Source organism: Methylobacterium sp. C33D (genome assembly GCF_053345825.1).
On the sequence record NZ_JBKFAV010000007.1, the window covers coordinates 192,457 to 216,510 of the forward strand.

21 protein-coding genes and 1 pseudogene are annotated in these 24,054 nt (G+C 72.6%); 6 read left to right on the forward strand and 16 right to left on the reverse strand.

Annotation, left to right across the window (positions count from 1 at the left end; translation table 11 throughout):
- The first annotated feature begins 32 nt into the window (after positions 1 to 32).
- On the forward strand, positions 33 to 893 hold the full coding sequence (locus ACLBXO_RS07600; protein ID WP_020091038.1) for a hypothetical protein: 861 nt from the start codon (positions 33 to 35) through the stop codon (positions 891 to 893).
- 164 nt (positions 894 to 1,057) lie between these two features.
- Here the strand turns inward: ACLBXO_RS07600 and ACLBXO_RS07605 are convergent, their stop codons facing one another.
- The 6 genes from ACLBXO_RS07605 to ACLBXO_RS07630 form a co-directional block, all read right to left on the reverse strand.
- Complete coding sequence (locus tag ACLBXO_RS07605; protein ID WP_447685005.1) at positions 1,058 to 2,410, reverse strand: LLM class flavin-dependent oxidoreductase; 1,353 nt, start codon at positions 2,408 to 2,410, stop codon at positions 1,058 to 1,060.
- A gap of 19 nt (positions 2,411 to 2,429) precedes the next feature.
- Positions 2,430 to 2,960, reverse strand: coding sequence for a cupin domain-containing protein (locus tag ACLBXO_RS07610; RefSeq protein ID WP_447685006.1), 531 nt, complete (start codon positions 2,958 to 2,960; stop codon positions 2,430 to 2,432).
- A gap of 424 nt (positions 2,961 to 3,384) precedes the next feature.
- On the reverse strand, positions 3,385 to 4,743 hold the full coding sequence (locus ACLBXO_RS07615; protein WP_331316867.1) for an MFS transporter: 1,359 nt from the start codon (positions 4,741 to 4,743) through the stop codon (positions 3,385 to 3,387).
- Between the two features lie 40 nt (positions 4,744 to 4,783).
- Positions 4,784 to 5,695 (reverse strand): amidohydrolase family protein, encoded by a 912-nt coding sequence (locus ACLBXO_RS07620; RefSeq protein ID WP_447685007.1) that lies wholly within the window; start codon positions 5,693 to 5,695, stop codon positions 4,784 to 4,786.
- Positions 5,696 to 5,699: 4 nt separating this feature from the next.
- Positions 5,700 to 6,935, reverse strand: a complete 1,236-nt coding sequence (locus ACLBXO_RS07625) for an MFS transporter (RefSeq protein ID WP_447685008.1) — start codon at positions 6,933 to 6,935, stop codon at positions 5,700 to 5,702.
- An 86-nt stretch (positions 6,936 to 7,021) separates the two neighbouring features.
- Positions 7,022 to 7,762, reverse strand: coding sequence for a GntR family transcriptional regulator (locus ACLBXO_RS07630; protein ID WP_331316754.1), 741 nt, complete (start codon positions 7,760 to 7,762; stop codon positions 7,022 to 7,024).
- Positions 7,763 to 7,922: 160 nt separating this feature from the next.
- Here ACLBXO_RS07630 and ACLBXO_RS07635 point away from each other — a divergent pair, with 160 nt between their 5' ends.
- Positions 7,923 to 8,165: a hypothetical protein gene (locus tag ACLBXO_RS07635; protein WP_331316755.1), complete on the forward strand. Its 243-nt coding sequence runs from the start codon at positions 7,923 to 7,925 to the stop codon at positions 8,163 to 8,165.
- Between the two features lie 375 nt (positions 8,166 to 8,540).
- Complete coding sequence (gene katG / locus ACLBXO_RS07640) at positions 8,541 to 10,859, forward strand: catalase/peroxidase HPI (RefSeq protein WP_447685009.1); 2,319 nt, start codon at positions 8,541 to 8,543, stop codon at positions 10,857 to 10,859.
- 60 nt (positions 10,860 to 10,919) lie between these two features.
- On the opposite strand, the gene ACLBXO_RS07645 is transcribed toward katG, so the two are convergent.
- The 7 genes from ACLBXO_RS07645 to ACLBXO_RS07675 form a co-directional block, all read right to left on the reverse strand.
- Complete coding sequence (locus tag ACLBXO_RS07645; protein ID WP_447685010.1) at positions 10,920 to 12,074, reverse strand: M20 aminoacylase family protein; 1,155 nt, start codon at positions 12,072 to 12,074, stop codon at positions 10,920 to 10,922.
- Positions 12,075 to 12,152: 78 nt separating this feature from the next.
- A complete protein-coding gene (locus ACLBXO_RS07650; RefSeq protein WP_447685011.1) occupies positions 12,153 to 13,517 on the reverse strand; it encodes a DUF3100 domain-containing protein in 1,365 nt (454 codons plus the stop codon).
- A 107-nt stretch (positions 13,518 to 13,624) separates the two neighbouring features.
- Positions 13,625 to 15,163, reverse strand: a complete 1,539-nt coding sequence (locus ACLBXO_RS07655; RefSeq protein WP_447685012.1) for an aldehyde dehydrogenase family protein — start codon at positions 15,161 to 15,163, stop codon at positions 13,625 to 13,627.
- Positions 15,163 to 16,047: an NAD(P)-dependent oxidoreductase gene (locus tag ACLBXO_RS07660; protein WP_447685013.1), complete on the reverse strand. Its 885-nt coding sequence runs from the start codon at positions 16,045 to 16,047 to the stop codon at positions 15,163 to 15,165. The genes ACLBXO_RS07655 and ACLBXO_RS07660 overlap by 1 nt, the downstream gene beginning before the upstream one ends.
- Before the next feature lie 101 nt (positions 16,048 to 16,148).
- Entirely contained in the window at positions 16,149 to 17,060 is a 912-nt protein-coding gene (locus ACLBXO_RS07665; RefSeq protein ID WP_447685014.1) for a LysR family transcriptional regulator, read from the reverse strand.
- On the reverse strand, positions 17,057 to 18,298 hold the full coding sequence (locus ACLBXO_RS07670; protein ID WP_447685015.1) for an amidohydrolase: 1,242 nt from the start codon (positions 18,296 to 18,298) through the stop codon (positions 17,057 to 17,059). Before ACLBXO_RS07670 ends, ACLBXO_RS07665 begins: the two co-directional genes overlap by 4 nt.
- A 12-nt stretch (positions 18,299 to 18,310) precedes the next feature.
- Positions 18,311 to 18,760: an Lrp/AsnC family transcriptional regulator gene (locus tag ACLBXO_RS07675; protein WP_192710968.1), complete on the reverse strand. Its 450-nt coding sequence runs from the start codon at positions 18,758 to 18,760 to the stop codon at positions 18,311 to 18,313.
- Between the two features lie 147 nt (positions 18,761 to 18,907).
- Here ACLBXO_RS07675 and alr point away from each other — a divergent pair, with 147 nt between their 5' ends.
- The 3 genes from alr to ACLBXO_RS07690 all read left to right on the forward strand — a co-directional run bounded on the left by alr (position 18,908) and on the right by ACLBXO_RS07690 (position 21,973).
- Positions 18,908 to 20,041 (forward strand): alanine racemase, encoded by a 1,134-nt coding sequence (alr, locus tag ACLBXO_RS07680; protein WP_447685016.1) that lies wholly within the window; start codon positions 18,908 to 18,910, stop codon positions 20,039 to 20,041.
- 8 nt (positions 20,042 to 20,049) lie between these two features.
- On the forward strand, positions 20,050 to 21,309 hold the full coding sequence (locus ACLBXO_RS07685; protein WP_447685017.1) for a D-amino acid dehydrogenase: 1,260 nt from the start codon (positions 20,050 to 20,052) through the stop codon (positions 21,307 to 21,309).
- A gap of 328 nt (positions 21,310 to 21,637) precedes the next feature.
- On the forward strand, positions 21,638 to 21,973 hold the full coding sequence (locus tag ACLBXO_RS07690) for a hypothetical protein (protein ID WP_447685018.1): 336 nt from the start codon (positions 21,638 to 21,640) through the stop codon (positions 21,971 to 21,973).
- 20 nt (positions 21,974 to 21,993) lie between these two features.
- On the opposite strand, the gene ACLBXO_RS07695 is transcribed toward ACLBXO_RS07690, so the two are convergent.
- The 3 genes and pseudogenes from ACLBXO_RS07695 to ACLBXO_RS07705 form a co-directional block, all read right to left on the reverse strand.
- Positions 21,994 to 23,079 (reverse strand): protein-glutamate methylesterase/protein-glutamine glutaminase, encoded by a 1,086-nt coding sequence (locus ACLBXO_RS07695; protein WP_331316766.1) that lies wholly within the window; start codon positions 23,077 to 23,079, stop codon positions 21,994 to 21,996.
- Positions 23,076 to 23,924 carry a CheR family methyltransferase gene (locus ACLBXO_RS07700; RefSeq protein ID WP_447685019.1) on the reverse strand — a complete coding sequence of 283 codons (849 nt, stop codon included), beginning with the start codon at positions 23,922 to 23,924 and terminating at the stop codon, positions 23,076 to 23,078. The genes ACLBXO_RS07695 and ACLBXO_RS07700 overlap by 4 nt, the downstream gene beginning before the upstream one ends.
- Before the next feature lie 13 nt (positions 23,925 to 23,937).
- Positions 23,938 to 24,054, reverse strand: a pseudogene (locus ACLBXO_RS07705) (chemotaxis protein CheW); the annotation flags it as partial.

Genomic DNA, 24,054 nt, shown 5'->3' on the forward strand with positions numbered 1-24,054 from the left:
CGGCGCCCGACGCAGCTGACGGCGAGGATCCCATGTTCGACGCGACCAAGATGCTCGCCGACGCCCTCGGCGAGCACCTGGCCCTGACCTACCAGCGGACCTTCGGCAGCCGGGAGCCGCGCTACGCCGAGATCATCGAGGCCGCGGCGCGCCTGACGATCGAGCGGATCGTCGGGAGCGACGCCCTCTACCACGACGGCGACCACACGGCTCTCGTCACCCTGGTCGCCCAGGACATCCTCCGCGGCCGCTTCCTGCAGCAGGGCATCACGCCGGAGGACTGGCTGCACATGATCCTGGCCGCCCTCTACCACGATATCGGCTACGTGCGCGGCGTCTGCGCCGGAGACCGATTGCAGGCCTTCGTCATCGACGCGCAGGGCACGACCGTCAGCCTGCCCCGGGGCGCCTCCGACGCGGCCCTGGCGCCCTACCACGTCGAGCGCTCGAAACTGGCGGTGCAGGAGCGCTTCGGCACGCACGATCTCGTCGACGCGTCCCGGGTCATCCGGGCGATCGAGCTGACCCGCTTCCCGGTCCCGGAAGACGATTCCCATCGCGAGACCGGGACCGAGGCCGGGCTGCTGCGGGCGGCCGACCTGATCGGTCAGCTCGGCGACCCGCTCTACCCGCGCAAACTGAACGCCCTGTTCCACGAATTCGCCGAGATCGGCGTCAACGCCGAGCTCGGCTACGACAGCCCGGCCGACCTCGCGGAGCGCTACCCGTCGTTCTTCTGGGGCAAGATCGAGCCGGTGATCGGGGACGCGATCCGCTTCCTCGACCTCACGGTCGAGGGACGGGGCTGGGTCGCGAACCTCTACGCCCACGTCTTCGCCATCGAGCACGACCGCCGGCGCATGGGCCCGCATCCCGGGCCGGGTCCGCTCTGACGCCGCGCCGGGCGGCGCGGCGGTCTCGGGCGGCCGCGACGAGCCTGGTCACGGCCCGGACCAGCTCCGCCGCCACGAACGGCCTCTCCAGGGTGGGCCGACCGGACTCGGCCGAGGTGCCGCCGACCCGCAGGTCGACGGCGCGGGTACGCGCGGCGGGACGATCAGCTCACCGGCGGCGGCGGGGCGTCGGACGGGAAGAAGCGGTTGGCCGGCCGCGCGAGGCCGAGATGGTCGCGCAGCGTCGTCCCCGCGTAGTCCCGGCGGAACAGCCCGCGCCGCTGCAGTTCCGGCACCAGCCGGTCGACGACGTCGTCGAGCCCTTCGGGCACGAACGGGAACATCACGTTGAAGCCGTCGCAGGCGCGCGTCTCCAGCCACTCCTCCATCCGGTCGGCCACCTGGGCGGGCGTGCCGACCATCTGCAGGCCGCCGTAGCCGCCGACCTTGCGGGCGAGTTCCCGCACGGTCGCGCCGGTGCGCCGGGCGTAGTCGACGATCTGGGCCTGCCCGCTCTTGCTGGCGTTGCTCTCCGGGAGCTCCGGCAGCGGCCCGTCGAGGTCGAAGCCCGTCGCGTCGACGCCGAGGCGCACCGACAGGTTGGCGAGGCCGCTGTCGGGATGGACGAGGTCGTCGAGGCGCGCCTTCTTGGCCTGCGCCTCGCCCTCCGTCTCGCCCAGGACGACGAAGCAGCCGGGCAGGATCTTGAGCTGGTCCGGATCGCGCCCCGCCGCCGGCATCCGGCCCTTCACGTCGGCGTAGAAGGCCCGCGCCGCCTCCAGGGTCGAGCCCGCGCCGAACACCATCTCGGCGGTCTCGGCGGCGATCTGCTTGCCGGCCTCGGAGGCGCCGGCCTGGACGATCACCGGCCAGCCCTGCACCGGCCGGGCGACGTTGAGCGGGCCCTTCACCGTCAGGAAACCGCCGCGGTGGTCGAGGACGTGCATCTTCGCCGGGTCGAAGAACAGCCCGCTCGCCGGATCCTTCGTGAAGGCGTCGTCGGCGAAGGAATCCCACAGGCCGGTCACCACGTCGAAGAACTCGCGGGCGCGGGCGTAGCGGGTGGCGTGCTCCAGATGCGCGTCCCGGCCGAAGTTCAGGGCCTCGTCCGGGTTGCCGGAGGTGACGAGGTTCCAGCCCGCCCGTCCCTTCGAGATGTGGTCGAGCGAGGCGAACTTGCGGGCGACGTGGTAGGGCTCGTTGTAGGTGGTCGACGCGGTGGCGATCAGGCCGATCCGCTCGGTGAGCACGGCGAGCGCCGGTAGCAGGGTCAGCGGATCGAACGACGTCACGGTGGCCGAGCGGCGGAGCGCCGCCGCCGGCATGTTCATCACCGCCAGATGGTCGGCCATGAAGAACGCGTCGAACTTCGCGGCCTCCAGCCGCCGGGCGAAGTGCGCCAGGTGCGCGAAGTTGAAGTTCGCGTCCGGGTAGCCGCCCGGATAGCGCCACCACGCGGTGTGGATGCCGACCGGGCGCATGAAGGCGCCGAGATGCAGCTGGCGGTCCCGGCTCATGGCTGTCGTCCCCGGTCTCTCACGGATGCTTGTGGATCGGGTCGACCCAGTACACCGTCTCGGGCGCCTCGGCCGCCTCGACGTCGGGCAGGTTGACCACCACAGCCTCGTTGTCGGAGCGCACCAGCACGCAGTGCAGGGGCTCGTCGGTCGAGGCGTTGATCTCCTGGTGCGGCACGAAGGGCGGCACGAAGATGAAGTCGCCAGGCCCGGCCTCGGCGACGTACTCGAGTTTGTCGCCCCAGCGCATCCGGGCGCGGCCCGAGACCACGTAGATCACGCTCTCCAGTTCGCCGTGGTGGTGGACGCCGGTCTTGGCGTCGGGCTGGATCGCCACCGTGCCGGCCCAGATCTTCTGGGCGCCGACCCGGGCGGCGTTGATCGCCGCCTGCCGGTACATGCCTGGCGTCTGCGCGGTGTTGGCGTCGAGCCGGTCGCCGGGGATCACCCGCACGCCGTCGTGCTTCCAGCGCTCGGGCGCCCCGTGATCATGGGCGTGATCCTGCGCATGGCCGTGATGGTGGTCGTGATCGTCGCCGTGGTCGTGCATGTCGGGTCCTCCAGCGCCATCATCGCACGGCGGCGGCGGTTTGCGAGACGCTCGTGTCGAGGATCGCCGCGGGGCGCGGGCCTGCCGAATGAGGCCGGCGCGGACGCAGAGAGATCGATGTCGCGCGGCTCGTCGGCGATGATGGACGCGTCGATCGGCGCGGCCCGGTGGGCGGCGCGACCGAATCAGCGCAGCCGCAGGGTCCGGCCGTACTGGCGCGCCCTCCAGCGGATTGAAGCCGCGGATCAGGAAGGTCCGGGCGGCGAGGTCGCGATAGTCGCGCTGGGCGTCGGCGACCTGCTCGGGGGTGCCGACCGGGGCGGTGAAGTTGCCCGTCGCCCCGGTCTCGGCCGCCATCCGCGGCGCGCCCCTGCCGGCCCTCGACCGGGTGAGCCGCGACGTGGAACTCGGCGCCTGCGCCGCTTCAGCCCCGGGCGGCCGACGGGGCCGCCCCGACGGCCGCTGCCCGCGGCCGGTGCCGGCCGATCCAGAAGACCAGGGCGCAGCCGATGCCGGTGAGCGCGCAGAGCGGGAGCAGGGCCACGGGGAAGCTGCCGGTCTGCTCGCGGAGCACGCCGATGAGCGAGGTGATCGCCCCGGTGCCGAGATGCGCCAGGGTGTTGATCGCCGCAATGCCGGCGGCCGTCTGGGCCGGCGGCAGCGTCTCGGTGGCCAGGGCGAAGAACGGTCCCTTGATCGCGTAGTTGCCGAGCAGGACCAGCGAGAGCAGGATCAGCGTCATCCAGAGCGAGCCCGTCAGCAGCGTCAGGGCGAAGCTCACCGAGGTCAGCGCCAGCGGCAGCGCCGTGCTCCAGATCCGCTCGCCGCTGCGGTCCGCCCGCAGGCCCCAGACGATCATGAACACTGAGGCGATGCCGAACGGGATCATGTTCAGCAGGCCGGTCTGCAGGTTGCTGAGGCCGAACCCCTTGAGGATCTGCGGCATCCACAGCGACAGCGTGTTGCTGGTGGCCGAGCTGCCGGCGTAGATCACGGCGAGGAGCCAGACCTGCCGGCTCGCGAGCACCGCCCAGACCGCCGCGAGGCCGTGGGCGTGGTGCCCGGCGCCCGCCTCGGCGGCGCGCCGCTCGGTCTCCAGCCGGTCCGTCAGCCAGCCGCGCTCCGCCGGGCTCAGGAAGGTCGCCTCGGCCGGCCGGCTCGGCAGCAGCGCGAGGGCGGCGACGCCGAGCAGGACGGCCGGGACCGCCTCCATGATCAGCAGCCACTGCCAGCCGCGCAGGGACGCGACGCCGTCGAGGGTGAGGAGCGCCGCCGAGAGCGGGGAGCCGAAGAAGCTGGAGAGCGGGATCGCGACCATGAACATCGCCACGATCCGCGCCCGGTAGGCCTTGGGGAACCAGTAGGTCAGGTACAGGATCACGCCGGGGAAGAACCCGGCCTCGGCCGCGCCGAGCAGGAAGCGGGCGGTGGCGAAGCTGACCGGACCGGTGACGAAGGCCGAGCCGATGCCGACGAGCCCCCAGGTGATCATGATTCGCGCGATCCAGATCCGCGCGCCGACGCGCTCCATGGCGAGGTTGCTCGGCACCTCGAACAGGACGTAGGCCACGAAGAACAGGCCGCCGCCCAGGCCGAAGGCCGCGGCGGAGAGGCCGAGATCGTGGTTCATGGTCAGCGCCGCGAAGCCGACATTCACCCGGTCGACGTAGGCGATGAAGTAGCAGAGCACGAGGAAGGGGATCAGGCGCAGGCCGACCTTCCGCATCGTTCGGCTCTCGAAGGCGGCCGCGTCCGCCGCGTGTGGCGTGGTCGGTGTTGCCATGGTCCTGTCCTCGCTGGAATTCGGGCGGGCCCGCCTCGGCCTAGCGGTCGAAGCGGAAGAGTTCGGCGGGCGTCTCGGCCAGGACGATCCGGCGCTCGGCCGGGTCCGGCACCCAGGCGTCGAGGTCGCGCCGGGCCTCGGCGGGGCTGGCCTTGGTCTCGAACTGCGTGTGCGGCCAGTCGCTGCCCCAGAGCAGGCGCCGCGCCCCGAAGGCGCCGCGCAGGCGCTCGGCCGCCTGCAGCGCCGTCTGCCGGCCGGCCTCGCCGCTGCCGATGCGGTAGGCGCCCGAGAGCTTGACCCAGACGCGGCCGCCGCGGCCGAAGCCGAGCAGGTCGGCGAAGCCCGGATCGGCGATGCCGAGGGCGGGGTCGATCCGGCCGAAATGGTCGACCACCACGGGGACGCCCGCCTCGACCAGCGGCGGCAGCAGCCGCGCGAGGCGCCGCGCCTCGGCCTGGACCTCGATCTGCCAGCCGAGATCCGCGACGCGCGCGAGGTGGGCGCGCCAGACCGGGCCGGCGAAATCCGGGTCCGGCCGGCCGATCAGGTTGAGGCGCAGGCCGACGACGCCCTGGCCGGCGAGGTCGCGCAGGGTGGCGGTCTCGGCCTCCGGGGCCAGCACGGCGATGCCGCGCAGCCGCTCCGGCGCGGAGCGCAGGGCCGAGACCATGTAGCCGTTGTCGGTGCCGAGGAAGCTCGGCTGGATCAGCACGCCGCGGGCCATGCCGTTCCGGTCCAGCATGGCGCGGTAATCGGCGATGCTCGCGTCGTAGTCGGGGGCGTAGCGCCGGTCGCCCGTGAGGGTGAGCGACCGGGTGAAGACGTGGGCGTGGGTGTCCACCGCCGCGACGCCGTCGTCGGCGGCGCCGGTCCCGGCCGCGCGGCCGCGGACGGGCAGTGCGAGCGTGACGCCGCCCGCGAGCAGGGAGCGGCAGAACAGGCGCCGGTTCATCGGATCATCTCGCGGTCTGAGGGATCAGCGCGCCGCCGGACTGCCGATCCGGCAGGAGCGCGACGGCGAGGAGGACGAGCCCGTAGGCGCCGAGGGCCGACAGGCCGATCGCCGGGCCGAGGCCGCAGATCTCGCTGAGCAGGCCGACGCCGAGGGGCAGCAGGCCGGAGGCGAGGCGGCCGGCATTGTAGCAGAAGCCCATCCCGGTCCCGCGCAGGCCGTCCGGGAAGAGTTCGCTGAACAGCGCCGCGAGGCTCGCGGGGATGCCGGCCGTGCAGAAGCCGAGGGGCGCTCCGAGGAGGAGCAGGCCCGCGCCGCCGACCGGCAGCAGCAGGTAGAGGCCGACCAGGACCATGCAGCCGGCGGCGTAGAGCGCCACCGTCCGGCGGCGCCCGAGCCGGTCCACGAGCCCGCCGGCGACGAGGCAGCCCAGGCCGAAGGCCGCGATGATGACGGCGAGGTAGAGCCCGGTGCCGAGGACCGAGGCGCCGCGCTCGGCGCTCAGGTAGGTGGGCAGCCACGTGAACAGGGCGTGGAAGCCCCCGTGGGCGCCCAGGCCGAGCAGCGTCCCGATCACCGTAATCCGCCGCAGGCCGGGCGCGAAGATCGCGAGGCTTCCGGCCGGCGCCGGAGCCGGCCCTGCCAAGGGTCGAGCCGGCTCGGGGACGGAGCGGCGGAGGTAGAGCAGGAGGAGCGCCGGCGCGAGGCCGCAGGCGAACAGGACCCGCCAGGCGGCCTCCCGATCCAGCACCGAGAAGGCCGCCGTGGACAGGAGCACGGCCCCACCCCAGCCGAGCGCCCAGCCGCCCTGGACGGCGCCCAGTGCCTTGCCGCGGTGCTCGGGTCGGATCGCCTCCGCCATCAGCACGGCGCCGGCCGCCCACTCGGCGCCGAAGCCGATCCCCTGCAGCGCTTTCAAGGTCAGGAGCTGGGCGAAGCTCTGCGCGAAGGCCGCCAGGAAGGTCGCGACCGCGAACCACAGCACCGTGATCTGGAGGGCCCGGACGCGGCCGATCCGGTCCGCCGCGAGGCCACCGAGCCAGCCGCCGAGCGCCGCCGCGACGAGCGTGACCGCGCCGATCAGGCCGGCCTCCGAGCGGCTGAGCCCGAAGGTCGCCACCAGCGCGGGTATGGCGAGGCTGAACATCTGCACGTCCAGGGCGTCGAGCGACCACCCGCCCAGACAGGCCCAGAAGGTGCGACGCTCGGCCGGACCGACTTCTCGGTACCAGCGGAACACGGGCTTTCCTCCGCCCTCCGAAGAGGACTAGTCATTTATATGAATAGATGAGCACGCGCGGGTCGACGCGTCAAGGCGCCGGGCTTTCAGCGGAGGTCGACGTGGTACCGGAAGTCCCTGGCGGCGCCGCGCGTCACGCGCCACTCGATTGGGCGGGCATCGAACCCGAAGGCGAGGCGCTCGATGACGACGACCGGATCCCCGTCGGCGATCGCGAGGCGCTCGGCGTCGGTCGCGTCGGCGATACCGACGGTCAGGGTCTCCTCGGCGCGGGCGACGATCTCCCCGCACAGCCGCTCGTAGGCGGGGTAGAGGAGATCGCCGATCTCCGTCAGCGGGGCTTCGAGGATCGGTGCGAACCGCGCGGCCGGCAGCCAGATCGCCTCGGACAGGATCGGGCGCCCCTGCAGGTGGCGCGTCCGGATCAGGCGGATCGCCTCGCCGCGCGCGTCCAGACCGAGGGCCTCCCGGACGGTCGCGGGCGCCGTACGGGCCTCGCGCGACAGGATCCGCCCCTCCGGCACCGCCTGGGTGCCGTCCGGCCCGAGATGCCGGAAGAACCGGAACAGCGACCGGTCGAAGCGCGGACGCCGCACGAAGGTGCCGCGACCCTGCTGCCGCTCGACGAGGCCGTCGGCGACGAGGACGTCGATCGCCTTGCGCACGGTGCCGATGGCGACGCGGTGGGTCGCCGCCAGTTCCGCCTCCGTGGGGATCGGCTCGCCCGAGCGCCAGACGTTGCGGGCGATCTGGAAGGCGATCTCGTCCCGCAGGCGCTGGTAGAGCGGCAAACGGAGATCGGGCTGCGGCGCGGTCACGACGGTCATGTGTATGACTGTATGACCAATGCCGGTGCGCGCCAACGGGTCGCGGCGCGGCGTCGGCGCGCTGCGCGCGTCCGGTCCACAGCGTCGCAGGACCGGACCCATTCGCGGGGCCACGGGTTTCCGCCGGGATTTCCCGGAACCACGGTCCAGCGAGGCGCGGATGGTCGAACAGCATACGGCACAGGAGAGCCGTCAGGGCCGGCGCGGCAGGCCGGTGCTGGTCGTGCTCCTCGTCAGCGTGGGGCTGATGATCGCCGCCCTGGCCGGCCTGATGATCTGGCAGGGGGAGACCGCGCCGCCCGATTACGCCAGCCAGAGCCAAGCCGCCGCCCGCAAGGTCGTCACCGGCTCGGAGAGCGGGTCGGTCGGCACCCCGCCGGCCGGCACACGAGCCGCGCCCTGACCGGCGGCGATCGTCGCGATCGGCCGCCCTCGGAAGCCGAGACATCGGTCATGACGGCCGGCCACGGCCCCCAAGAGGACGGGCAATGCCCGGGCACGCCGCGGCGTCGACCTCGAGTCGATGCCCGCCCTCGGCGACGGCGGCGACAGGGCGGATCGCGACAACGTCATCGCGATCTCTGCGCGGCTCTCCACCGCGACCCGGGCAGGACTTCGACGCCCCGAGCTTGATCCGGCCGGAGACCGCCTCATTTCGTCACGAGTCTCGAGCGCGACGGGAATCGCCTGAGGGTTCGGACCACCTGCACCGCCCACCGCCGTCGACGTCCGAGCCCCGCGCGCCCGGCCGTCGCGCACAATCAAGGGGGACCACCCGATGAGCGAGACGATCGACAAGACGGACACGACGTCGTTTCACATGGAAGGCAGGTGCCCGTTCGGCGGCGACCGGATCGGCGGCGCCCACGGCAACCGGCCGACGCTGGAGAACTGGTATCCCCATCGCCTGCGGGTGGAGGTGCTCCACCAGAACGGGCTCGCGGCCGATCCGCTCGGCCCGGATTTCGACTACGCGGCCGAGTTCGCCAAGATCGACTTCGCGGCGCTCAAGCGCGACATCAAGCAGTTCCTGACCTCGTCGGTGGACTGGTGGCCGTCCGACTACGGCAATTACGGCCCGCAGATGATCCGCATGGCCTGGCACTCGGCCGGCACCTACCGGATCGCCGACGGGCGCGGCGGCGCCGGCACCGGCATGCAGCGCTTCGCCCCGATCTCGAGCTGGTGGGACAACGGCAATACGGACAAGTCGCGGCGCCTCCTGCAGCCGATCAAGCACAAGTACGGCAATGCCCTGTCGTGGGCCGACCTGATGGTCCTGACCGGCAACTGCGCCCTCGAGATCATGGGCCTGCCGACCTACGGCTTCGCAGCCGGCCGCCTCGACGCCTGGGAGGCGGACAACGCCACCTACTGGGGCCCGGAGGTGGTCGAGATGGGTTCGGTCTCGAGCTTCGACGACATGGTGAATCGCGACAAGCGCTGGCGCGGCAGGAACGGCGACGCCGATTACGACCTGGAGAACCCGCTGGCCGCCTCGCACCAGGCGCTGATCTACGTGAACCCGGAGGGACCCTACGCGAGCGGCGATCCCCTGGCCTCCGCCCGCGACATCCGGATCACCTTCACCCGCATGGCGATGAACGACGAGGAGACCGTGGCGCTGATCGCGGGTGGCCACGCCTTCGGCAAGAGCCACGGCATGGTGCCGGCCAAGGAGATCGGGCCGCCGCCCGAGATGGCGCCGATGGAGGCGATGGGGCTGGGCTGGCACAACCCGAAGGGCGCGGGCTCCGGCAAGGACACGATGACTAACGGCATCGAGGGCAGCTGGACGCCCGATCCGACGAAGTGGGACAACGCCTACCTGGAGAACCTCTTCAAGTTCGAGTGGGAGCAGACGAAGAGTCCGGCGGGGGCCCTCCAGTGGACGCCGAAGGATCCCGACGCGCCGAAGACGCCGGACGCCCACGTCGCGGGCCAGATGCACCCGCTGATGATGATGACGTCCGACATCGCCCTGAAGGTCGACCCGGACTACCGCAAGGTCTGCGAGAAGTTCCTCAACGACTTCGACGCCTTCACCCAGGCCTTCTCCAAGGCGTGGTACAAGCTCACCCACCGCGACATGGGTCCGAAGCACCGCTACCTCGGCCCGGAGGTCGTGATCGAGGACGGGCTCCTGTGGCAGGACCCGCTGCCCGAGCGGGACTACGACCTCGTCGGCGAGGCCGAGATCGCCGCGCTGAAGCAGGCGATCTCCGGCACGGGTCTGTCGGTCTCGGATCTGGCCTTCACGGCCTTCTCGGCGGCCTCGACCTACCGCGACAGCGACAAGCGCGGCGGGGCCAACGGTGGCCGCCTCGCCCTCGCGCCGCAGAAGGACTGGGCGGTCAACCGGCGGGCCGCGCCCGTGGTCGAGGCCCTGCGCGGCGTGATGGCGACCTTCAACGGCGGCCGCAGCGACGGGAAGAAGATCTCGCTGGCGGACCTGATCGTGCTCGGCGGCTGCGTCGCCGTGGAGAAGGCGGCCCGCGACGCCGGGGTCGAGACGCCGGTCCCGTTCACGCCGGGCCGGGTGGACACGACGCAGGCGCTCACGGACCTCGAGATGTTCGAGTGGCTGAAGCCGGTGGTGGACGGGTTCCGCAACTACGTCGACGACGGCTTCGGGCAGATGACGCGCAGCGTCTCGCCGGAGGAGATGTTCCTCGACAAGGCGAACCTGCTCACGCTGACGGCCCCGGAATGGACCGTCCTGACCGGCGGCCTGCGCGCGCTCAACGCCAACCACGACGGGTCGAGCCGGGGCGTCCTGACCGACCGGGTCGGGGTGCTGACGACCGACTTCTTCCGCACCCTGACCGACGTCGATCTGGTCTGGGAGAAGGCGGATTCGGACGGGATGACCTTCGCGCTCAAGGACCGCGCGAGCGGGCAGACGAAGTTCGAGGCGACCCGCAGCGACCTCGTCTTCGGCTCGAACGCGCAGCTCCGGTCCATCGCCGACGCCTACGCAGGCAGCGACGGCCAGCGGCGCTTCGTGGCGGACTTCGTCAAGGCCTGGGACAAGGTCATGATGCTCGACCGCTTCGACGTGAAGGGTCACCGGCGCTACGGGCCGATGGCCGCCTGAGCCCCAAATCGAGACCGCCCGCGCCGGAGGCGCGGGCGGTCTCTCAGGGGACCCGCCGTGTCACGGCCTGAGGCTGTGCGTCGTCAGCGCGGCCCAGTAGGCGGCGCCGACCGGCAGGGCCTCGTCGTTGAAGTCGTAGCCCGGATTGTGGAGCGGCACGCTCTTGCGCGTCCCGTCGGTCCCGATCCACGCATAGGCGCCGGGGCAGGCCTCGAGCATGTAGGCGAAATCCTCCGACGCCATGGAGGGGCCGACCTCGCCGCGGCGTGCGGTGATGTCCGGGACGGCCCCGGCCGCTTCCAGGGCGGTGCCGACGGCGTCGGCGGTGTTGACGGTGGCGGGGTATCCGAACCGGTAGTCCACCTCCGCACGGGCGCCGTGCGTGGCGGCCGTCCCGCCGGCGATGGCCGCGACGAGGTCCGCGACGCGCTTGCGCACGGTCTCGTCCAGGCACCGCACAGTCCCGCGGATGACCGCGCGCTCGGGGATGACGTTGTAGGCATCGCCGCCGTGGATCTGCGTCACGCTGAGCACGACCGGGTCCGTAGGGGCGATCCGGCGGCTCACGATGGTCTGCAGGGCCAGAACGATCTCGGAGACGACCACCAGCGTGTCGGTGCCGCGCTCCGGCATGGCCGCGTGGGTGCCGAACCCGACGACCGTGATCTCGAACGTGTCGAGGGAGGCCATGATGGCACCGACCCGGGTCGCGAAGGTCCCGAGCGGCAGGCCCGGCCAGTTGTGCAGGCCGTAGACCGAGTCGCACGGGAACGACCGGAACAGGCCGTCCTCGACCATGGCGCGCCCGCCGCCCTCGAGCTCCTCCGCCGGCTGGAAGATGAAATGCACCGTTCCCGAGAGGTCGGTGCGCGACGCGAGGTGCCGCGCCGCGCCGAGCAGCATGGCCACGTGGCCGTCATGGCCGCAGGCATGCATCACGCCGGGCGTCCGGGACGCGTGCGCGGCGCCGGTCGCCTCCTGGATCGGCAGGGCATCCATGTCGGCGCGCAGGCCGAGGGTCGGGCCGTCGCCCCGGCTCAGGGTCCCGACCACGCCGGTGCGCCCGAGCCCGGTCTTCACCGACAGGCCGCAGGCGGCCAGCTCCCGGGCGACGAGATCCGCCGTGCGGATCTCTTGGAAGGCCAGCTCGGGATGGGCATGCAGGTCGCGCCGCCACGCGACCATCCGCTCCACGGTCTCCGCCTCGATACGCATGCGATCTCTCCCCAATGCCGGAGGCCGCCGCAGCGCCTCGATCCCCCGCCCGGACCCTACGCCGATCGGCGCGGCGGCTCATCCCATCGGCGGATGCATGAAGAACTGGGCGATGAGAACCGCGCCGAGGAACGTTCCGGCATTGGCCATGAACGAGACCACGACGATCCGCCAGCCGAGGCGACGGAAGGCAGGCACGTCCTTGGCGACCGAGAGCCCCGCGAAGGTCAGGATCGGCGTGGCCAGCGCCAGGAAGTTGAGCTTGCCGGTCAGGGCGGTGATCTCGGCGGCGTAGGGCGTGCCGGGATAGGTCAGCGCCATGCCGATGATCGAGACCCAGAGGACGGCGGGCAGGCGCCGGCCGAGGAGCAAGTACAGGCCCCAGCCGGCGAGCACGGTGCCGATGATGATCGCCATCCCGGCGACGACCTGCGCGTCGGGGACGACGCCGTACGTCAGCCAGTTGCCGATCAGCCCGTAGGCGCCGATCAGGATCCAGGCGAGCACGGTCTCGCCGAGGCTGATCCGCACCTCCTGATGGGCCGGCGCGGCCGCCTGAGGGTCGGCTTCGGCCGGGCGGGCGGCGTCCACCCGGTTGCGGCCGAGGATCGGCTCCAGCTTGCCGTAGGCCCAGATCGTGAAGGGCAGCGACAGGAACAGGGTGAAGTACGTGCCGATCGTCGTGGTGACGAGGTTGCTGGCCGCCGCGAAGGTCGCGACGTCCTTGGCGACCTCGGGAGTCTGCTGGGCCGCGATCGCCCCCGAGGCGGCGGCCATCATGCTGCCGGAGCCGACGCCGGCGCCCATCGCCAGGGCCAGCGGGTTGAAGATCTTGAGGCTGGCGATCAGCCCGGCCAGCAGGGCGATGAACACCGCGCCGAACACCGTGCCGGTCAGGTACTCGGCCAGCACGCCGCGCCCCTCCGGCGAATCCATGCCGTAGCGCTCGCCGATGATGGCGAGACTCGGCTCGCGGCCGACCGAGAAGGTCGCGCCGATCGCCTCGCGCTTGATGCCGAGCAGGAGCGCGACCGGCAGGCCAAACACCATCGTGCCGAAGAAGTGGCCGAATTCCTGGAAGGCCAGGGCCCAGCCGGAGGCGAGGATCTTCGGCAGCGACCCGCCCACGAGCAGGCCGAGCTTGGCGATGAAGATCAGGAGCGCCGGCTGCAGGTAGGCGCCGGCCGCGTTCTGCAGGGCGGTCGACAGCCGCAGCGGCGCGGGCAGGCGCGGGCTCATCAGCCCCAGCGCGCCGCCCAGCAGCAGGGCCCAGAGCAGCGGGAGCAGCACGATCTTGCCGGCGCCCACCGGGATGCTGACGTTGCCGATCGCCTCCGCGACGATGACGATGACGAGGGCGAGCAGGAACAGCGTCAGCTTGCCCCCGCCCGAGACGGGCGGCGCGACCGCCCGCGTATTCGTCGCAAACAGTTCCCCCGCCATCATCGTCCTCCTTGGGCCCCCTCGGGGCTGCCCGTTGCTCCGCCTGCCGGTCTTGATCGCCGGCTTGGCGGTAGATCCTCTCGGTCGTTGCGCCCGTGGCGTCGGGCTCAGCCCACGTAGCCGAAGGTCACGGCCGGCGCGGCGGCGGTCTCGACCCAGACGCTCTTGGTCTGCGTGTAGGCCATCAGCGCCTCGCGGCCCGAGGAGCGGCCGAAGCCCGAGCGGCCGAAGCCGCCGAACGGCGAGGCCACGTTGATGGTCTTGTAGCCGTTGACCCAGACGGTGCCGGCCCGCAGGGCCGCCGCGACGCGGTGGCCGCGCCCGCCGTCGCCGGTCCAGACAGCGCCGGCGAGGCCGTAGGGCGTGCCGTTGGCCAGCGCGACCGCCTCGTCCTCGCCGTCGAACGGCAGGACCGTCAGGACCGGGCCGAACACCTCCTCCCGGGCGATCGCGGCGTCCGGCGCGACGCCGTCCACGATGGTCGGGCCGTAGTAGAAGCCGCCCGTGTCACGCAAGGCGGCGGGGCAGGCCCCGCCCGCCGCGATGGTCGCGCCGGCCCCCGCGGCGGTCTCGACCATGGCGGCGATCTTGTCCCGCTGGCGCCGGTTGTTGATCGGGCCGATCTGCGTCTCCGGGTCGGTCGGCGCGCCGACCGGGATGCGCGCGGCGGCGCGCGACAGGCGCTCGACGAAGGACGCGTGGATCGAGCGGTGCACGAGCAGCCGGGAGCCGGCCACGCAGCTCTGGCCGGCGCCGCCGAAGATCGCGGCCTGCGCGCCGATCAGCGCCCGGTCGAGGTCAGCGTCGGCGAACACGATGTTGGCCGACTTGCCGCCGAGCTCCAGCACGCTCGGCACGATGGCGCGGGCCGCGGCGGCGGCGATCTGCGCGCCCGCCTCGGCCGAGCCGACGAACACGACGAGCCGCGTCTCGGGATGGGCCACCGCGGCGGCGCCGGTGGTCGGGCCGGCCCCCGCCAGCACCGAGACGAGGCCGCGGGGCATCCCCTCGGCCCGGTCGCAGATCAGGCCCAGCGCCAGCGACGTCAGCGGCGTCAGCTCGGAGGGCTTCAGCACCACGGCGTTGCCGGCGCAGATCGCCGGCGCGATCTGCCAGCCCGCGGTGAAGATCGGGGCGTTCCAGGGGGTGATCTGCACCACGGTGCCGAAGGGCTCGTGGCGGGTGTAGTTCAGGTGCGAGGTCGGGACCGGGATGACGTCGCCGTGCAGCTTGTCGCACCAGCCGGCGTAGTACTCGAACATCTCGGCGACCTTGGCGACCTCGCCGCGGGTGTCGCGGATCGGCTTGCCGGCCGAGAGGGTCTCCAACTCGGCCAGAGCCGCGGCGTGCTGCCGGACCAGGGCGGCCACAGACCACATCGCCCGGCCGCGGGCGGCCGCGCTCATCCCCCACCAGGCGCGCTGGGCGTCGCTTGCCGCCGCCATGGCGGCCGCGACGACCGACGGCCCGGCATCGGCGAAGGTCGCGAGCACGCCGCCGTCGGCGGGGTTGGTGAGGTCGAGGGCGGCGCCGGTCCCGGCGAGGATCTCGCCGGCCACGACGCTGCCGATGCGGCCGCCCGGCAGCAGGTCGGCCAGGAGGGCGGCGACCCGGTCGGCGGCGGGCGAGTGGGGCGTGCCGGACATCAGTGGGCTCCCTTGGGATCGCGGTAATCGGCCATGCGGGTGAAGTCGGCCGTGTCGGGGATGGCGGGTTTCGTCGCCTGCCAGATGCGCTTGACCTCGGCGGAGAGCGGCAGGTCGATCCCGCATTCGGCGGCGAGTTCGAGGGCGAGGCGCACGTCCTTGCGCATCAGGCCCGCCGAGAAGCCGCTGTCGAAGGTGCCGGACTGGACCCAGCGCGGGACCATGACCTCGCTGATCGCGCTGCGGCCGGTGGCGGTGTTGACGACCTTGACGGCCTCCTCGGCCGAGAGGCCCGCCGCCTCGGACAGGCGGAGGGCCTCGCCGGTGGTCACGAGATGGGCCGCCACCAGCAGGTTGTTGACGAGCTTGACGATGTTGCCGGCGCCCGACGGCCCGACATGCGGCGCGCGGCCCGACATGGCCTCCAGGACCGGCCGGGCCAGTTCGTAATCCGCCGCGGCCCCGCCGATCATCATGGTCAGGGTGCCCTCGGCGGCGCCCGACGGGCCGCCACTCACCGGGGCGTCGAGGAGGGCGTGACCGGCCGCGGCGAGGCGCTCGGCGAGGCGGCGGGTCGTGCCGGGATCCGAAGTCGAGGTGTCGATCACCACGACCTTCCGGTCGGTCCGGGACAGGAGGCCGCCCTCCGCGGTGACCACCGCTTCCACGTCCCGCGCCAGCGGCAGCGAGAAGACCAGGGCGTCGGCCCGGCCGAGCACGTCGTTCAGGGCGTCGAGGACGGTGACGCCGGCCGCCTCGGCGGCGGGGCGCCGGCCCGCGTCGATATCGTAGCCCAGGACCGCGAAGCCCTTGCGGGCCAGGGTCACGGCCATGCCCAGACCCATGTTGCCGAGCCCGACGACCCCTACCGTTGCGATGGTCATGCCGATCCGTCCTCACCGTGCAGGAGGATGATCTCGGCAAACGAGCGTTGCCACAATCATAGATTTCTGCACATTCCGTGCGGAAATCCAGAACGGTAGGGTCAGGCCGGTGGCGACCGGAACGCCACCATGTGGTCGGCCAGCCAGCCGAGTAGCCGCGCCGCGCCCTCGGGCAATCGCCGCCCCGCGCGGATGACGAGGTGGGCGCTCGCCTCCGACAGGATGCTGTCGCGCAGCGGCACAGCGTCGAGGAGGTCGGCACGCAGCTCGGCCGCGACCACGAAGCGGGGCAGGAAGGCGACGCCCATCGCGGCCATGACGAAGCGGCGATGCAGCTCGAAGGACGCCGTCTCCAGCCGCGGCACCAGCCGGAAGCCGCCATCCGCCTCGACGCGGCCGATCAGCTGGCGCACCCCGTGGTCTGGCGGCAGGAGGGCGGCGGGCTCGGTGGCGAAGCTGCGCAGCGGAACCGGCGCCGCCCCGTCGGCGAGGGGATGGCCCTTCGGCAGGATGGCGAGCAGCGGCTGCCGGGCGGTGACGATCCCGCGGACATCCGGATGCGCGGGCGGGTTGTAGACGAGGCCGATATCCGCGTCCCCCCGGGCGATGGCCGCGAGGATCCCGTCGGTGGTGCCGATCTCGACCTGATAGGCGATGCCTGGATGGTCCTGCGCGAACCCGGCCAGCGCGTTGTCGAGGAGGTCGATCAGGAAGCCGGCGCCGCAGCGCAGGCTGATCGTGCCCCGCTGCACCCCGCGCAGGCGCTTCAGCTGGTCCTCCAGCAGCGCCGCCTCGTCGGCCTGCCGCTGGGCGTGCGCGGCGACGAGACGGCCGGCCTCGGTAGGAACGACGCCCCGGGGCAGGCGCTCGAGCAGGGTCTCGCCGACCTGCGCCTCCAGCTCGATGATCTGCCGGCTCACCGCCGAGGCCGCGACGTTCAGCACCTCGGCGGCCGCCCGGACCGAGCCCGCGCGCACGACGGCCAGCAGGTAGCGCAGCGCGCGGTCGTTCACGGCGGCGGGTCCCCGGCGGCCGCGCCGCGCCGGTCGATCGCGACGGCGCCCCGCGCCACGACCAGCACGGGCTCCTGGCGCTCCACGATCACCTGCGGCACGCCGGCGGCCGCGAAGGCGATCAGGTCGGCCCGCCCGCCGGGCGCCACCGTGCCCGGGCCGAGGCCCAGCACCCGCGCCGGGACGACTGTGATCGGCGCCAGCAACGCCGCGAGGTCCGCGTCGGCGCGCAGGTCGAACCGGTAGGCGGCGAGCTGGGCGCGGGCGATCATGCTGGTGACCGTGGCGGGGTTCCAGCAGTCGCGGACATTGTCGGTGCCGAGGCAGACCGGGACGCCGAGCGCGCGCAGCCGCGGGATCGGCGGGCATCGGGCCCCGCCCGGCACGCTGCTGAGGATCGCGACGCCGGCCCGGTTCAGGGCTTCCGCGATCCGGCCGAGCTCCCGGTCGTCGGCCTCCGCCAGCGCGAAGGCGTGGCTGATCGTGACCCGGCCGCCGAACCCGGCCGCCGCGGTGCGGGCCGCGATCGCCGCGATCGTGGCGAGGCCGGCCGCGCCGCCCTCGTGAAGGTGGATGTCGATGCCCCGTCCGTGCCGCTCGGCCAGGGCGAAGACGACGTCCAGGTGACCGTCGCGGTCGCCGTCGATGCCGACGGGGTCGAGGCCGCCGACGAGGTCCGCGCCCATCCGCAGGGCCGCGTCCAGGTCGTCTGCGACCGGCGGGCAGCCCAGGATCCCGCTCTGCGGGAAGGCGACGATCTGGATCTGCAGGCGATCGGACCAGCGCGCCCGCAGGTCGAGGATCTGGGCGAGGTGGTCGAGCCGCGTGACGTCGTCGATATCGACATGGGTCCGAAGGCTCGTCGTGCCGCCACGGAGCAGGCGTTCGAGGAGCGCCTCGGCGCCCTGCTCGGCGAGCGGGATCCGCGTGGTTCGGCGGAACGCCTTCTCATCGTCGATGATCGCGCGGACCGACCTTGCCGCCGCGTGTGGGCGCCAGGGCAAGCCGAGCAGGCACTTGTCGAGATGGACGTGCCCGTCGGTCAGGCCCGGCAGCACCAGGGCGCCGCCGAGATCGATCGTGCGGCCAGCCGGCGGCAGCGGCGCGCCGGGCTCCCGCAGCGCCGCGACGCATGCGCCCCGGATGTCGATCGTCGCCCGGCTTCCGTCGGCGAGCGCGGCGTCGTGGAGGCGCAGGTCGCAGGGGGCGCCCGCGCGCGGTTCGGTGCTCGGCGTCATGCCGGGTTCCCCTCAGAGCGGCCGGCCCGCCGCCACGACCGTCCGAATGGCGAAGCTCGATTGCAGCCGGGCGACCCCCGGCAGGCGCGACAGGACATCCTTGTGCAACCGCTCGTAATCGGCCGCGTCGATCACCTTGAGCTTCACGAGGTAATCGGCCGTCCCGGTCATCAGATAGCAATCCTGCACCTCGGGACAGCGCCGCACGGCCGCCTCGAACCGGTTGAGATAGTCCTCGGTCTGGCGGTCCAGGGTGAACTGCGTAAGGACCACGAGCCCGGGCCCGTCGACCGCGCCGCCGATCAGCGCCGTGTAGCCCCGGATGACGCCGGATTCCTCCAGCAGCCGCACGCGGCGATGGCAGGCCGAGGCCGACAGGCCGACCGCCGCGGCGAGATCCGCGTTGCTGATCCGGCCGTCGCCGCGCAGGGCCTGGATGATGCGGCGGTCGATCGCGTCCACACCCGACTCGCAGGAACTTCGAACTGGCCGCAGAAACTTGCACGGCCACGCTTCAAACTCAAATCTCTTCGACAGGATGCACGCTCGTTCGACGATCCTTCGTGTAGCTTTCGGGCATCGCATCCGCGCGTCGTCCCGAGGGTCGCCATGAGCATGATCGATCGCGCGTTCCGGCCCGATGCGGGTCCGGCCGGGACAGCCTCCGCGCTCCTCACCATTGATCTTGCGGCCATCGCGGAGAACTACCGCCGCCTCGCCGTCCAAGCCGGGACCGCGACCTGCGCGGCCGTCGTCAAGGCCGATGCCTACGGGCTCGGGGCCGACCGTGTGGCGCCGGTCCTGGCCGCCGCCGGCTGCCGACACTTCTTTGTCGCCCAGGTCGGCGAGGGCGTGGCTCTCCGGTCTATCCTCGGCCCCGGCGCGGTGATCGCCGTGCTCAATGGCGCCCCCCCGGGCAGCGAGGCGACCTGCGCGGACCACGACCTCGTGCCCGTCCTCAACGATCTTTCCCAGCGCGACGGCTGGCAGTCTCTCGCCCGGCGCCTCGGACGGCGCCTGCCGGCGATCCTCCAGATCGACAGCGGCATGGCGCGCTTCGGCTTCGCGCCGGAGGAGGTCGGCGCGCTGCTCGACGACCCAGACGCGCTTGAGGGCCTCGACCTGCGGCTTGTGATGAGCCACCTCGCCTGTGCCGGCGAGCCGGACAGCCCGGTCAACGCCGCGCAGCTATCGGTCTTCCAGGCCGTCCGGCGGCGTCTGCCCGCGGTGCCGGCGAGCCTCGCGGCCTCGTCAGGGATCTTCCTCGGTCCGGACTTCCACTTCGACCTCGTGCGCCCCGGCGCCGCCCTCTACGGGATCGCCCCGCAGGACGGCACGGCGAACCCGATGCGGCCGGTGATCGGCCTGCGGGCCCGGGTGATGCAGACGCGCAGCGTCCCGGCGGGGACGCCGGTCGGCTACGGCCACGCGGCCACAGTCACTAGGGAAAGCCGCCTCGCCACGGTCGCGATCGGCTACGCGGACGGGTTCTTCCGCAGCACGGCGGACGGCGCGGCGTGGTTCGGCGGCGCCCGGCTGCCCGTGGTCGGGCGCGTCTCGATGGACAGCCTCGTCCTCGACGTCACCGACGTGGCGCCCGGCACCCTCGGGCCGGGGGCGCTCGTCGACATCATCGGGCCGGAGCGCGACGTCGACGCCGTCGCCGCGGCGGCCGGCACGATCGGTTACGAGGTCCTGACCAGCCTCGGCCACCGCTTCCACCGCATCTATCTCGGAGCCTGAGGCCCGCCATGCACGTCCTCATCCTCGGCGGCGGCGTCGTCGGCGTCACCTCGGCCTACTACCTCGCCCGGGCCGGCCATCAGGTCACCGTGCTGGAGCGCCAGCCCGGCTCCGGCCTGGAGACCAGCTTCGCCAATGCCGGGCAGGTCTCGCCCGGCTACTCGGCCCCCTGGGCGGCCCCCGGGATCCCCGTGAAGGCGCTCAAGTGGCTGATGATGCGGCACCGCCCCCTGGTGCTGTGGCCGCGGCTGGAGCCGCGCCTCTACGCGTGGCTGACGCGCATGCTCGCGAACTGCACCGAGGAGGCCTACCAGCGGAACAAGGGCCGCATGGTCCGGCTCGCCGAGTACAGCCGCGACGCGTTGCGTGACCTGCGCACCGAGACCGGCATCGCCTACGACCACCGGGAGAAGGGCACGCTGCAGCTCTTCCGGACGCAGAAGCAGCTCGACCATGTCGGCGACGACACCCGCGTCCTCGACGCCTACGGCGTGCCCTACACGGTGCTGGATCCGGCCGGCTGCATCGCGGCCGAGCCGGCCCTCGCCGCGGTGCGCGACGTCTTCGTCGGCGGCCTGCGGCTGCCGGGCGACGAGACCGGCGACGCGCACCTGTTCACGCAGCGCCTCGCCGCGATCTGCGAGGGCCTCGGCGTCACCTTCCGCTACCGCACGGCGATCGCGCGCCTGCATCACGCCGGCGACCGGGTGACGGCCGTCGAGACCGCCGACGGCGACCTCCTGCGGGCGGATGCCTACGTGGCGGCGCTGGGCAGCTACACGCCGGCCCTGCTGCGCCCCCTCGGGATTGCGCTGCCGGTCTACCCGGTGAAGGGCTACTCCCTGACGCTGCCGATCACCGACGCGGCGGCCGCGCCGGTCTCGACGGTGATGGACGAGACCTACAAGGTCGCGATCACCCGGCTCGGCGACCGGATCCGGGTCGGCGGCACCGCCGAACTCGCCGGGTTCAGCAGCGCCCTGCGCGCGCCGCGCCGCGAGACCCTCGCGCGCTCTGTGCAGGACCTGTTCCCGGCCGGTGGCGATCTCGACAGTGCCTCGTTCTGGACCGGCCTGCGGCCGATGACGCCGGACGGCACCCCGATCGTGGGGGGCTCGCGGGTCGGGAATCTGTTCACCAACACCGGCCACGGCACGCTCGGCTGGACCATGGCCTGCGGCTCGGGCCGCCTGCTCGCCGACCTCGTGTCGGGCCGGGCTCCCGAGATCGCGAGCGACGACCTGGCACTCGACCGCTACGCCGCGTGAGCCGGCCGGGGCCGCCCGCTCGCGAGCCGGGTGCACACGGAACCGGTGGCGCGCTGCGCAGCGTGTGCCGTGGTGCACCAGCACAAGGCTGCCACGCACAGCGCAGAGCGCGACCGGACTCCGCTCCGAGAAAGACCCCGCGAGTCGTAGCGACATCTCGCCGGGTCTCCGGGCAATCATTCATTATTCAGCACGATACGACCACCGGTTGATTACATGACGTTCATGAAGTGCGGAATCGCATGATCGTCGGATGACTTCCGACAGGCCTGGCAACCCTTCGCAGCGTGTCGAGTTGAGGATCTGAACGAACCATCCGAGTGCGCAGATGAGCTTCATCGTCGTACAGGGCCAGGAAGATCACGAGCAGGCGGACGCCGTTCTCCGGGGCGTCGCCGACGGGCTGGCCCGGTTGTTCCGCGTGCCCGATCATCCGCCCGGTGTTCAGGGCCTGCTGGATGCCGGACCGCAGGAACAGGGCGCCGACGCTGAGCAGATCACCCATCGCGGCGCGCGGCGCGGCGGAAGCAAGAAGCTCCCCCGAGCCCAGTCGGTGAAGACGGGTACCGGCCGGACGCGGCGCGCAGCGGCCCAGCCATCCAGCCGCACACGGGGGCGCCGGGCGAGATCCGAGGCGCTGGCCGGGCAACGCGATCAGTCCTGAGCCCGGCGCGCGCCGCAGCCTCAGCGCGCCGCGGACAGGCCGAAGCGCCGGATCTCGAGGTGCATCTGCTCGAGCGGCAGGACCTTGGCGGCCGCGCCGCGGTCGATCGCCTCCTTGGGCATGCCGAACACCACGCAGCTCGCCTCGTCCTGCGCGACGGTCTGGGCCCCGACCCGGCGCATCTCCAGCAGACCATTGGCGCCGTCGTCGCCCATGCCGGTCATGAGGATGCCGAGGGCGTTCGCGCCGGCCGCCCGGGCGGCCGACCGGAACAGGACGTCGACCGACGGCCGGTGGCGCGCGACGAGGGGCCCGTCCTTCACCGACACCGCGTAGCTGGCTCCGCGGCGCTCGACCATGAGGTGCCGCCCGCCCGGAGCGATCAGGGCGCGGCCGCGCAGCACGAGGTCGCCGTCCTCCGCCTCCTTGACGGCGATCGCGCAGAGCCCGTTCAGGCGCTTGGCGAACGCCGCCGTGAAGTGCTCCGGCATGTGCTGCACGATGACGAGGCCGGGGGACTCGGCGGGCAGCACCTCGAGCACGTCGCGCAGGGCCTCCGTCCCGCCCGTCGACGCGCCGATGCAGACGATCCGGTCGGTCTCGGCCACCACGCGCCCCGGGACCGGCGGCGGCAGGACGGCGTCGGCCGAGAGCTTCGCCTCGACCATCTGCCGGCGCGGTCGGCTCCCGCGCAGCTTGGCCCGCGCGGCCGCCCGGACCGCGTCGCAGACCCGCACGGTGGATTCGAGCAGGAACTGGCGCGTGTCGACCCGCGGCTTCGGCAGCACGTCGACCGCCCCCGCCTCCAGGACCTCGAACAGCATCCGGGAGCCCGCCTCGGTCAGGGTCGAGCAGACGATCACCGGGAGCGGCTTCTGCGCCATGATCTTCCGCAGGAAGGTCAGGCCGTCCATGCGGGGCATCTCGAGATCGAGGATGATGACGTCCGGGATCTCCTCCTGGATCCGGCGGGCGGCGATGAACGGATCGGCGGCCGTTCCCAGGATCTCGATGTCGGGCGCCGTCTCGAGGATGCCGCACAGGGTCTGGCGGACGGAGGCCGAGTCGTCGACGACGAGGACGCGGATCGGTCGGGACGCGCTCACCGGCTGGACTCCCTCAGCTTGCTGAAGACGGTGGAGGAGACCTGCTCGAGGCCCGCCACGCCGACGCCCGCCATGGACTCGGAATGGCCGACGATCAGGTAGCCGCCGGGGCGCAGATGCGCGGCTAGGCGCGCGACCACGGCCTTCTGGGTCGGCTTGTCGAAGTAGATCAGCACGTTGCGGCAGAAGACGAGGTCGACGTCCCGGTCGATCGGGTAGACCTCGTCCATCAGGTTGAGCCGCTGGAAACGCACCCGGGCGCGCAGCTCCGGCACGATCCGCCCCTCGCGCCGGGCCCGGTCGCGCGCGACCATCACGTAGCGCCGCCGCAGGTCCGGCGGCACGGCGGCCAGCATCTCCTCCGGGTAGATCGCCGTGCGGGCACGGTCGAGCACCTCCGAGGAGATGTCGGTCCCGAGGATCGCGTAGCGGAACCGATCGGCGGCCATGTCCTGCAGGACCATCGCCAGGGTGTAGGCCTCGGCCCCCGTCGAGGCCGCCGCGCTCCAGACCTTGAGCAGCGGCCGGTCGCCGCGCGCCGCCAGCCGCGGCACGATCGTCGCGCGCAGCAGGTCGAAATGCGCGGGCTCGCGGAAGAAGTCGGTCTTGTTCGTCGTCACGCAGTCGACGAGGTGCGGGAACTCGTCCGCGAGATGGCCGGCCTCGAACAGGTGGCGGCCGTAGGCCTCCAGGGTCGGGAGATCGAGGGCGCGCATGCGCTTGCGCAGCCGCCCCTCGACCATGGTGCGCTTGGCCGGCGGGAGCTGGATGCCGACGTGCTGCTGGATCAGGTCGGCGACGGAGCGGAAATGCCGGTCGCTGAGCGGCCCCGGATCGGTCTCCATGGTGCGGGATCCCTCAGGCGGCCCGGGGTGCGGCGTCGAGGGCCGGGGCGTCGCCGTCCATCAGCGCGGCGAGGTCGAACACCACCACGAACGCCTCGCCGCGGCGGCCGATCCCCGCGATGTAGCGCGC

Bases quoted from the DNA above. Each gene is read 5' to 3' on its own strand.
- ACLBXO_RS07650 (WP_447685011.1), bottom strand. From the start codon at position 13,517: ATGGCGGGGGAACTGTTTGCGACGAATACGCGGGCGGTCGCGCCGCCC.
- ACLBXO_RS07655 (WP_447685012.1), bottom strand. From the start codon at position 15,163: ATGTCCGGCACGCCCCACTCGCCCGCCGCCGACCGGGTCGCCGCCCTC.
- ACLBXO_RS07685 (WP_447685017.1), top strand. From the start codon at position 20,050: ATGCACGTCCTCATCCTCGGCGGCGGCGTCGTCGGCGTCACCTCGGCC.
- ACLBXO_RS07645 (WP_447685010.1), bottom strand. From the start codon at position 12,074: ATGCGTATCGAGGCGGAGACCGTGGAGCGGATGGTCGCGTGGCGGCGC.
- katG (WP_447685009.1), top strand. From the start codon at position 8,541: ATGAGCGAGACGATCGACAAGACGGACACGACGTCGTTTCACATGGAA.
- ACLBXO_RS07700 (WP_447685019.1), bottom strand. From the start codon at position 23,924: ATGGAGACCGATCCGGGGCCGCTCAGCGACCGGCATTTCCGCTCCGTC.
- ACLBXO_RS07690 (WP_447685018.1), top strand. From the start codon at position 21,638: ATGAGCTTCATCGTCGTACAGGGCCAGGAAGATCACGAGCAGGCGGAC.
- ACLBXO_RS07610 (WP_447685006.1), bottom strand. From the start codon at position 2,960: ATGCACGACCACGGCGACGATCACGACCACCATCACGGCCATGCGCAG.
- ACLBXO_RS07620 (WP_447685007.1), bottom strand. From the start codon at position 5,695: ATGAACCGGCGCCTGTTCTGCCGCTCCCTGCTCGCGGGCGGCGTCACG.
- alr (WP_447685016.1), top strand. From the start codon at position 18,908: ATGAGCATGATCGATCGCGCGTTCCGGCCCGATGCGGGTCCGGCCGGG.
- ACLBXO_RS07600 (WP_020091038.1), top strand. From the start codon at position 33: ATGTTCGACGCGACCAAGATGCTCGCCGACGCCCTCGGCGAGCACCTG.
- ACLBXO_RS07605 (WP_447685005.1), bottom strand. From the start codon at position 2,410: ATGAGCCGGGACCGCCAGCTGCATCTCGGCGCCTTCATGCGCCCGGTC.
- ACLBXO_RS07670 (WP_447685015.1), bottom strand. From the start codon at position 18,298: ATGACGCCGAGCACCGAACCGCGCGCGGGCGCCCCCTGCGACCTGCGC.
- ACLBXO_RS07660 (WP_447685013.1), bottom strand. From the start codon at position 16,047: ATGACCATCGCAACGGTAGGGGTCGTCGGGCTCGGCAACATGGGTCTG.
- ACLBXO_RS07635 (WP_331316755.1), top strand. From the start codon at position 7,923: ATGGTCGAACAGCATACGGCACAGGAGAGCCGTCAGGGCCGGCGCGGC.
- ACLBXO_RS07615 (WP_331316867.1), bottom strand. From the start codon at position 4,743: ATGGCAACACCGACCACGCCACACGCGGCGGACGCGGCCGCCTTCGAG.
- ACLBXO_RS07630 (WP_331316754.1), bottom strand. From the start codon at position 7,762: ATGACCGTCGTGACCGCGCCGCAGCCCGATCTCCGTTTGCCGCTCTAC.